This is a genomic window from Methanohalobium sp. (assembly GCF_046546175.1).
GTDB lineage: Archaea > Halobacteriota > Methanosarcinia > Methanosarcinales > Methanosarcinaceae > Methanohalobium.
Genome location: NZ_JBKGYF010000010.1, coordinates 23,690 through 34,039, shown reverse-complemented (window position 1 = coordinate 34,039; position 10,350 = coordinate 23,690). Strand labels below are relative to the sequence as shown.

The following is a 10,350-nucleotide window of genomic DNA, read 5'->3' as shown; positions in this document are numbered from 1 at the left end:
TTAGGAGTGCGGAATCACAGTCACCAAGAGGCAAATGGTTTTTCATCAAGGAATATCTGGCAGGCAGAGAAGAACTTGATCAGGAGCAAGCTCACACTTTCTTAGCATGTACCACGTGTGAGATGTGTGATACCAGATGCGAACTCAGTATGCCGATTGAACAATCATGGAGGAAATTGAGACCAAAGATTGTTCAGGAAAAGGAACTGATGACCATACCACCTTTTGAAATCATGGCTCAGAGCCTTCTAAAGGAGAGAAACATCTGGGCTAATTACAAAAAGAACAGGGCAGACTGGATTCCTGATGACCTGAAAGAGAAAATAAGTGATGAATCCAGGAACGGATACTTTGCAGGATGTACAGCTTCTTTTGTTGAAAAGGACATTGCAGTCGGAACAGCCCGGATGCTGGATGATGCTGACATCGATTTCACAGTACTTGGCGAAAAGGAATCATGCTGTGGAATTCCGATGCTCATGGCTGGTAAATGGGATGTGTTTAAGAAAATTATGAGGATGAACATATCCAACATGAAAAACAAGGGAGTTGAAACTGTAATTACATCATGTCCTGCCTGCTGGATGATGTGGCATGATGTATATCCTGAATGGGCTGAAAAACTTGGTATCGAATACAGCTTTGATGTCAAACATTATTCCGAGGTTCTGGTTGAAAAGTTGGATGTATTAAAACCCAAACTTAAAGAACCGTTGAACAAGGTCGTTACCTGGCATGATTCCTGTCATATAGGAAGGGCCGGTGGTGTGTATGAGCCACCACGAGAACTACTTAAATCTGTGCCAGGAGTTGAATTCAGAGAACTTGAAAACAACAGAGATGAAGCTCACTGCTGCGGATCTGTAATGACTCTTGTTGCAGATCCACCTGTTGCACACAAAGTTGCCAATATCCGTCTTGATGAAGCAAAGGATGTCAATGCAGATGTAGTTGCTTCTCTGTGTCCATGCTGCCTTGTACAGTTCAGGACTGCTGTGGATGAATACAACCTCGACATGGATATTCAGGACCTTGGTGCGATTGTAGCCCGCAGCCTTGGATACGACATCCCAGATTCCACACGGGACACCCTTGATGCATGGGTAACTTTCGATAAAATGATCGAGCTGCTTCAACCACAGAACATGGCTGATATGATGGAAGAACTCATGCCCGAAATGATGGAAGCCATGCCTTCTTATCTTAAACCGATGATGGGGTCAGTGAAGTATGTTCCCGGTATGGATTCTCTGATGAAACCTATGATGCCTAAAATGATACCGATGTTGATGCCGTCCATTATGCCGAAAGTCATGCCGAGTACGCTCAAGGCTGTTGAAAACGAGTTCCTATGCCTAACCACATAAAGGAACAAATGCCGGATTTGATGCCAAAAGCCATGGAAAATCTGATGCCGAATATGCTGCCTCAGTTAATACCATATCTTACTCCAAAAATGATTGAATACATCAAAAAGAACTGATATTTCAGCTTCTTCCGGCGTTTTCCTTCTTTTTTGTTTAATTTATATTGACTAGATTTATATAGAACCTCTTACATCCACAAAACTTAGAACCAAAATAAAGGGATACTTCCCTGTTTGGATAATACAAAAAAATAATCTGATTATATTGATTTAAAATTTTATTTAAATATAATCATTAAACCCTATGGAGGTTATAAATTGGCTGGACAAATGCAATATGGTGGACAAGCACCAAACGGACAACCTATATACATACTAGGTGAAGGTACCCAGAGGACCAAAGGAAGAGATGCACAGAGTAACAATATAATGGCTGGTAAAGCAGTCGCAAATGCAGTAAGAACTACCCTTGGTCCTATCGGAATGGACAAAATGCTTGTCGATTCTATGGGTGATGTTGTAATCACTAACGACGGAGCTACTATTCTTAAAGAAATGGATATTGAGCACCCTGCTGCCAAAATGATTGTGGAAGTTGCCAAAACCCAAGATGATGAAGTCGGTGATGGTACAACAAGTGCAACTGTTCTGGCTGGAGAATTACTCAAAAAAGCTGAAGAGTTAATCGATGATGGAGTTCATCCAACAATAATCGCTGCAGGTTACAGGAATGCAGCAGACAAAGCAGCCGAATACATAAATGAAATAGCTGTCGATGTTTCCCCTGATGACACCGATGCCTTGAAGAAGATTGCATCTACCGCAATTACCGGTAAAGGCGGTGAAGAATACAAAGACACACTGGCACAGCTTTCAGTTGATGCTGTAAAAGCTGTTTCTGAAGAAACCGAATCCGGAATGTCTGTTGATACTGATGAGATTAAAATTGAAAAACATGCAGGCGGAAGCATGAGAGATTCTGAACTCATCAATGGTGTCGTTATTGATAAAGAGCGTCTGCATACCAATATGCCAAAAAGAGTAGAAGATGCAAAGGTACTGCTTTTGAGTGCACCAATAGAATTCCAGAAGACTGAAATGGATGCTGAAATCAAAATTACATCACCTGATCAGATGCAGCAGTTCCTTGACCAGGAAGAAAAGATGATTAAAGACATGGTTGATAAAATCATCAACAGTGGTGCAAATGTTGTATTCTGTCAGAAAGGTATTGATGACCTTGCACAGCACTACCTGCAGAAAGAGGGAATCTTTGCACTTAGAAGAGTGAAACAGAGTGACATGGACAGACTTGCCAAATCAACCGGTGCCAACATTGTGCAGGATATCGATGAAATCAGTGAATCAGACCTCGGTTCTGCCGGTAATGTTGAAGAAAAGGATGTAAGCGGCACAAAAATGACCTACGTCACTGACTGTAAATCACAGAAATCCGTTTCAATAATTCTGCATGGTGGTACTGAACACGTGGTAGACAGCCTTGAAATCGCATTAAATGACGCTCTGCGTGTAGTCGGTGTCGCAGTTGAGGATGGTAAAGTTGTTGTCGGTGGCGGTGCATCAGAAGTTGAACTTGCAATGAAATTGTACAACTACGCTGCATCACTTGAAGGAAGGGAACAGCTTGCTGCACATAAATTTGCTGAAGCTCTTGACATCATACCACAAACACTGGCAGAAAATGCCGGTCTTGATGCAATCGACAAACTTGTAGAACTTCGTTCCCAGCATGAAAAAGGAAACAAATATGCAGGACTTGATGTCCACAACGGTGAAATCGTAAACATGTGGGACAATGATGTAATCGAACCACTGAGAATCAAAACCCAGGCAATCAATGCAGCAACTGAAGCTGCAGTCATGATTCTCAGAATCGATGATGTTGTCGCCACAAGCGAGAAATCAGGCGGAGGATCCGAAGAAGCCGCCATGGGCGGAATGGGTGGCGGAATGCCAATGGGAATGTAAATTCCCACCCATCTATTTATTATCCAAAAGTGGATTTTAAGAGATTAAGTGGTCCATATACCACATGTCTATCTTTTTCTTTTATAATCACATCTGAACTGGGAACTGGAATCCAGTCACCGCTACGTTCTATTCCAAGTATCAGCAAATTTTTTTCAGATAATTTCAGTTCATTTAATGGTGTTCCTACAAAAGAGGATTCATCATTTATAATCACCCTTATCAACCCATAACCTTCAAGAAGATGGAGCAGTCTTTCAGTTGCCTCCTCCTCAAATTGTGTAGTCTTTAAAAGTCTGTCTTCTATAAATACATCCCATTTTTGCAAAAAACCGGCATGTGTTGCTATTTTGTAAACAACCATTATACCAACAAGGATAATGATTACGTTTATAGGTATCTGGATACCCTCACTTACAACCACAGTTGATGTCATGGTCACAATAACTGTTACTATTCCTGCATTACCCAGTATCATGAGCCAAGTTATAATTCGCCGTCTTCTGGGGTTGTTTACAATTAATTCTGCTTCTTTTGTTGTAAAACCGGTGCCTGTGAAAGCTGATAGCGCCTGAAATCTGGACCTTTTCTGGTCAAGACCAGTAAGCATCAGAGCGATGGATGCACCCCTTACAATAAGAAAGGAAATAAATATTACCAGTAATGTAGTAAAGGAAAAATAAAAAAACCCAGCCATTAGAGAATCCCATTGTGATATTTACCATTCTGGTTTATTTAATTTTTCCAATGATTCATTTTTATTAAGTCTTCAATTTATATAGTATAATTTTGAAAATATAAAATAGGTGTTATATTGAGTGTATTTGAAAAATACCTGACAGATGATGAAGAAGTTTTGTACAAAATAAAAACCCGGATGATAACTGAAATCGGTTTCACAAACAAAAGGATTATATCTTTAAAACCTACAGGGCTAATAAACAAAAAAGAAAATTTTAAAGATATTTCCTATGCACACATCTCATCTATAATCGCTGGTTATAAAAACTACTACTGGCTATTGTGGATTGGTCCATTAATATTGTTAATCGGACTTTTATCGTATTTAATATCCGGTTACTACAATCCGATGGATATACTTTCAAAATCTGGTTTTGTAATCATGGGTACAGGTGGTTCTGTATTTGTAATCGGATTTTTGATAAGAGAGTTCCTGAGAGATTTACAGATTACTTTTGTCACCTGCAATGAAGAATACACCATAAACCTCAAGGGCTCATCGATGGAACAGGCACATACAATCAACGAAATAATAAGAGAAAATTCGGAATAAGTAGTTAAAATTTAATCATTCAGTTTTTTGTATTTGTAACCTTATTCATTGATATAATGATTATTCATGATAGATCCTAGAAAACTATATATACAAAATAACCCACATATTAACCTGGTGATCGGATGTCATCAGAAATCGTTCATGTAGTATCGCGTAAAAATGGAGAACTGAAATCTACAAAGGTAAAAGCATCACCATATGAATTTACTATGGAGACCCGTGCAAAATGGGAAATGATCGTAGCAGATGGGGATGTTGATATCAGGGCAGGGGAGTATAAAAAAATACCAGTAAAAGAAATTCTTATAGAACCTGATATGGTTGCAATGCCATGTGTTTTTTCACAGCATGCAGTTGCCTCTGTGCTTAAAATAGGTACAAAAGGTGGGTGTAAACCTGTGGAAGATGAGAGATTGGTAAATACAGCCTATATACTAGGTCAAGAAACTGGACATATAAGAAAAGGTGACCTTCTTGGTATTCTGAACCTTTTTCCTGTAATGTTTACAAGAGAAGCAACAAAACTACGGCGGGTTGAATAATAGGAGGAAATAAAATGATAGTACCACTTTATGGAACATGTACAATATGTGGTGATGTACAGGATTCCAAACAATATGAAAGCTACAATATATGTACTGCATGTGCTGACATACTCGAAGATATTATGACAGATTACTTCATAAACACATTTAATAACAACAAATCAAAAGATTTTGATGGCTTTGTTAGTCATCTATACCTAACAGGCAAACCTACATCTGATTATAATAATATATTGGAAGATTCATCCAGTTATACAAGAAGGAAATCAAATCGGACGATAACTGCAATGGAATATTCAGAACATTCATCCAAAAAGCGTTATTTCGAAAATATGAATGTGGTTCTTGAATGGCTTAAGGACAACCCTGAATTTTATCTTTACTATCTTAGAAATTATTATGAATGTCCAAATTGCAGTTCATCGTTGTTTAACAAGTTTAGAACATGTGAAGTGGGCAACTGGTTTGTTGTATCTTGCTCAAACTGCGAAACACTTCTAAAAAAATACTATTCTCCAAAAACGGGTTAACCATTTTTTATTTTTGTCAACTGATAGCACTTTATCAGTCAAAAATTAAACTGGGATTTCACCCTCTTAAAAATAAATTACTGAGGGTGAATATACCCGCAGTAGGTTTTTCAGTCCTCCTCTTCTTCCTGCAATACCGCCTGAGCTGAAGCTAATCTTGCAATAGGAACTCTGTATGGTGAACAGCTTACATAATTCAATCCAGCTTCATAACTGAACCTGATTGATTCGGGGTCTCCTCCATGTTCACCACAGATACCTATTTTTATATCCGGACGTGAACTTCGACCCTTATCAATCCCTATCTTCATCAGTTCACCGACACCTTCCTGATCAAGCACCGCAAACGGGTCATTGTTAAGTATTCCTTTGTCGATATATAAGGGTAAGAACTTGCCTGCATCATCCCTGCTGAACCCAAAAGTTGTCTGGGTCAAATCATTGGTACCAAACGAGAAGAATTCTGCACCCTTTGCGATTCTATCTGCAGTCAGGGCAGCTCTTGGCAACTCAATCATGGTACCGCACAGATAACTAATATCTATACATTTTTCTTTCATTATTGATTCAGCTGTTTGGGTTACAGTTTTCTTCACAAAATCAAGTTCTTTTTCGTTTGATACCAGTGGAATCATAATTTCCGGTATAACATTCATGCCTTCAGAGGTGAGCTCACAAGCTGCTTCTATTATAGCTTTTACCTGCATCTCATAGATTTCTGGATAAGTTATACCAAGACGGCATCCCCTGTGACCGAGCATGGGATTGGTTTCTGTTAATGCACTTACATTTCTGAGTAAATTATTAACCTTATCTATTTCTTCTTGACTTCCACCTTCTGATTCAAGTTTTTTTACTTTTTCTATCAGTTCTTCGTATTTTGGTAGAAATTCATGTAATGGAGGGTCGAGCAATCGTATGGTGATAGGATAACCATCCATTGCACGGAATATAGCCAGAAAATCATCCTTTTGCATGGGCTGAAGTTTTTGCAGGGCATTTTCCCTATCTTCTTTATTATCAGCCATGATCATTTCCCGGACCACAGGTATTCTGTCATCACCAAAGAACATATGTTCTGTTCTGCAAAGTCCGATACCTTCGGCACCGAATTCACGGGCGAGAGTAGCATCTTCAGGTGTGTCGGCATTTGTTCGTACTTTGAGTTTTCTGACCTCATCAGCCCATTGGAGCATCGTTTCAAGTTCTTCACTGACTGTGGGTATTTTAAGTTCTGCTTCTCCGATATAGATTTTTCCTTCAGATCCATCAATGGATATACATTCACCTTCTTTTACAGTATATCCCTTGGCAGTAAATTGTCCTTTTTTCATGTCAATGGTTATTCCGTCACATCCACATACACAGGGTTTGCCCATGCCCCTTGCAACTACAGCTGCATGGGACGTCATTCCGCCACGTACTGTGAGCACACCCCTGGCTGCATGCATGCCTCCTATGTCTTCAGGTGATGTTTCTGTACGTACCAGTATTATATCTTCGTTTTTGTTGGCCATTTCTTCGGCATGCTCTGCACTGAATACCACCTTACCAACGGCTGCACCTGGTGATGCTGCAAGCCCTGTTGACAGCAGGTCCAGTTCAGATTCTGGGTCAATCATGGGATGTAATACCTGGTCGATTTGACTGGGTTTAAGTCTCATAATGGCTGTTTTCTTGTCAATAAGGTTTTCATTGACCATGTCAACAGCAACTTTTAAAGCTGCAGCAGCGGTACGTTTTGCGTTTCTGGTCTGAAGCATATAGAGGGTGCCCATTTCAATGGTAAATTCGATATCCTGCATATCCTTGTAGTGCTGTTCAAGCTTCTGGGTAATATCATCGAGTTGTCTGTAGACATCAGGCATGTTTTCTTTGAGCGATTTTATGGGTTTTGGAGTTCTTATTCCTGCTACTACATCTTCACCCTGTGCATTTGTCAGGTATTCACCGTAGAATTCCTGCTCTCCGGTTGCAGGATTTCTGGTAAAGGCGACACCTGTTCCTGATGTTTCTCCCATGTTTCCAAATACCATGGCCTGAACGTTTACAGCAGTTCCCAGTTCATCTGAAATCTTGTTCAACTGTCTGTATTTTTTAGCACGGTCATTATTCCATGAGTTAAAAACAGCGTTGATAGACATTTGAAGCTGTTGTTTTATTTCCTGTGGGAAGTCAGAACCGGTTTTATCTTTATATGTAGCTTTGAATTTGTCTACTAGTTCTTTCATTGCTTCAGTATCTAATTCTGTATCTTCGGTGACACCAAGTTCATCTTTCTTTTGCTGGATAAGGTTCTCAAATTCGCTGGTGTCAATACCGAGTACAACATCTGAAAACATCATGATAAATCGTCGATAGCTGTCGTAGGCAAACCGTTCATTGTCTGTTTTTTTTGCAAGCCCTTTAACAGTATCATCATTTAAACCCAAGTTCAACACAGTATCCATCATACCGGGCATGGAAATAGGAGCTCCTGAACGAACAGAGGTTAATAATGGGTTATCAGGATCTCCAAATCTTTTACCGGTGGATTTTTCCAGTTTATCTATATTTTTATCTATTTCCTCCCACATCCCATCTGGGTAATCATTGTTCTTCATGTACAGTACACAAGCTTCAGTTGATATTGTGAATCCAGGAGGTACTGGAACTCCAAGGTTTGCCATTTCAGCAAGATTGGCACCTTTACCACCAAGTAGATGTTTCATCTTATTGCTGCCTTCAGTCTGATTATCTCCAAAAAAATACACAAATTTTTTATCAGTCACCAAATTTCCTCCATGGGAAATATCTCTATTTTATCTATAAATCCGTAATATTTGACTTAATAGTTATAGGTTATTTCGCTAGGATAGTTTATTTATTTTATATAAGGTTGTGGTTTTATTGTTTTAAATGCATTACTGTATTTTTTGTTAACACATATTTTTTTGTATTTCGATATTGGGTTATATACTCTTTACGAAACTTTTATATAAAAAACTGACATTTAATATTGTTAGTAAAAGTTAAATCTATATCTGAAACCTTCGTGATGTTGTCTCTAAAAAATCAAACTTTTTATAGGATAAATAGCAAGTTTTAAATCCCTTACGATATTTTTATATATTATAAGATGCCATTATAAATAGTAACAAATTTATTTATATACATCTATCTTGTTTGAATCAAACATGAAAAAATTAGGAATAGTATCACATCTTTCAAAAAATCACAACATAATCGTTCGAATGGATGAATTGAAACCCACTGATGCATTCAAAAAAGCGCCTAAAATTAATTCCGTTGTTTTAAATAAAGCGGTCAAGCCGGTAGGAAAAATAAATGATATCATTGGACCAGTCAGCCGGCCATATGTGGTTATCAAGGTTTCCAATAAAATAACTAATTCTGAATTACAAAATTATGTAAATGAAAGAGTGTATATTAAATAATGTTGGTATGTTGGCAGGTTGTTGGTGTTCAAAAATATAGTGTTGCTGGTATACAGGTGATGTTTAATGGTTGAAGTAGAAAGAGTCAGGTATTCCGATACCTCAGAACGTGAAAAAATACGTGAAATGATAAAAGCACGTAAGGAAAAAGAGAAGGAGAAATCTTCTGAAACTGAATCTTCAGTTACAAATTGTCCGGAATGCGGTAGTCGCAACCTTGAACAGGACTATGAACGTGCAGAACTGGTGTGTTCAGAGTGTGGACTTGTGATTGATACCGATTTGGTTGATGAGGGTCCTGAATGGAGGGCATTTGACCATGACCAGCGGATGAAACGCTCCAGAGTAGGGGCACCCATGACCTATACCATACATGATAAAGGCCTCTCCACAATGATTGACTGGAGAAACCGTGATTCCTACGGTAAGTCGATTTCATCCAAGAACAGAGCACAGCTGTACAGATTAAGGAAATGGCAGCGTAGAATCCGTGTAAGTAATGCTACCGAAAGAAACCTTGCTTTTGCCTTATCAGAACTGGACCGTATGGCATCAGCTCTTGGTTTACCGCGAACTGTGCGTGAGACTGCTGCAGTGGTTTACCGCAAGGCGGTGGACAAAAACCTGATACGTGGAAGGAGTATCGAAGGTGTTGCAGCTGCAGCTCTGTATGCAGCATGCCGACAGTGCAGTGTACCCAGAACCCTGGATGAAATCGGTGAAGTCTCAAGGGTAAGCAGAAAGGAAATTGGAAGAACCTATCGTTTCATCTCAAGGGAACTATCACTAAAACTCATGCCTACTTCACCTATCGACTATGTCCCACGATTCTGTTCAGGTCTTAAGTTAAAAGGTGAAGTTCAGTCAAAGGGTGTTGAAATCCTGAGACAGGCTTCAGAGAAGGAACTTACAAGTGGTCGAGGACCAACAGGGGTCGCAGCTGCTGCCATCTATATCGCATCTATTCTGTGCGGGGAACGGAGAACCCAGCGTGAAGTTGCCGATGTAGCAGGTGTAACAGAGGTAACCATACGTAACAGATATAAAGAACTGTCTGAAGAATTGGATATTGAAATAATTCTCTAAATTTTTTCAAAGGCAACGGTAAATCAAGTTAAGTCATTTGCCTTTGAGTTTTTTTATCGATTGCGCTGATTTTATAATACTAAGGACAACTTATTAGATT

The 10,350-nt window shown here is 39.1% G+C and carries 9 protein-coding genes; 7 read left to right on the top strand and 2 right to left on the bottom strand.

The genetic code is table 11. The features are described 5' to 3' along the window. On the top strand, positions 1-1,367 hold a 1,367-nt coding region (locus ACLFMM_RS02235; RefSeq protein ID WP_410807087.1), incomplete at its 5' end, for a (Fe-S)-binding protein. Positions 1,368-1,696: 329 nt separating this feature from the next. Continuing rightward, entirely contained in the window at positions 1,697-3,355 is a 1,659-nt protein-coding gene (thsA, locus tag ACLFMM_RS02230; RefSeq protein ID WP_410807088.1) for a thermosome subunit alpha, read from the top strand. A 19-nt stretch (positions 3,356-3,374) separates the two neighbouring features. On the opposite strand, the gene ACLFMM_RS02225 is transcribed toward thsA, so the two are convergent. Further along, complete coding sequence (locus ACLFMM_RS02225) at positions 3,375-4,052, bottom strand: TrkA C-terminal domain-containing protein (RefSeq protein WP_410807086.1); 678 nt, start codon at positions 4,050-4,052, stop codon at positions 3,375-3,377. 117 nt (positions 4,053-4,169) lie between these two features. Here ACLFMM_RS02225 and ACLFMM_RS02220 point away from each other — a divergent pair, with 117 nt between their 5' ends. The 3 genes from ACLFMM_RS02220 to ACLFMM_RS02210 all read left to right on the top strand — a co-directional run bounded on the left by ACLFMM_RS02220 (position 4,170) and on the right by ACLFMM_RS02210 (position 5,727). Continuing rightward, the gene (locus ACLFMM_RS02220) at positions 4,170-4,649 is read left to right on the top strand and encodes a PH domain-containing protein (RefSeq protein WP_410807085.1); all 480 of its coding nucleotides are present in this window, start codon (positions 4,170-4,172) and stop codon (positions 4,647-4,649) included. Positions 4,650-4,774: 125 nt separating this feature from the next. Beyond that, the gene (locus tag ACLFMM_RS02215) at positions 4,775-5,194 is read left to right on the top strand and encodes a DUF22 domain-containing protein (protein ID WP_410807084.1); all 420 of its coding nucleotides are present in this window, start codon (positions 4,775-4,777) and stop codon (positions 5,192-5,194) included. 14 nt (positions 5,195-5,208) lie between these two features. After that, positions 5,209-5,727, top strand: coding sequence for a hypothetical protein (locus ACLFMM_RS02210; RefSeq protein WP_410807083.1), 519 nt, complete (start codon positions 5,209-5,211; stop codon positions 5,725-5,727). A gap of 110 nt (positions 5,728-5,837) precedes the next feature. On the opposite strand, the gene ppdK is transcribed toward ACLFMM_RS02210, so the two are convergent. Beyond that, complete coding sequence (gene ppdK, locus ACLFMM_RS02205) at positions 5,838-8,498, bottom strand: pyruvate, phosphate dikinase (RefSeq protein WP_410807082.1); 2,661 nt, start codon at positions 8,496-8,498, stop codon at positions 5,838-5,840. Between the two features lie 405 nt (positions 8,499-8,903). Here ppdK and ACLFMM_RS02200 point away from each other — a divergent pair, with 405 nt between their 5' ends. Further along, a complete protein-coding gene (locus ACLFMM_RS02200) occupies positions 8,904-9,164 on the top strand; it encodes an H/ACA ribonucleoprotein complex subunit GAR1 (protein WP_410807081.1) in 261 nt (86 codons plus the stop codon). 66 nt (positions 9,165-9,230) lie between these two features. After that, positions 9,231-10,250, top strand: a complete 1,020-nt coding sequence (locus ACLFMM_RS02195) for a transcription initiation factor IIB (RefSeq protein WP_410807080.1) — start codon at positions 9,231-9,233, stop codon at positions 10,248-10,250. The last annotated feature ends 100 nt before the right edge of the window (positions 10,251-10,350 follow it).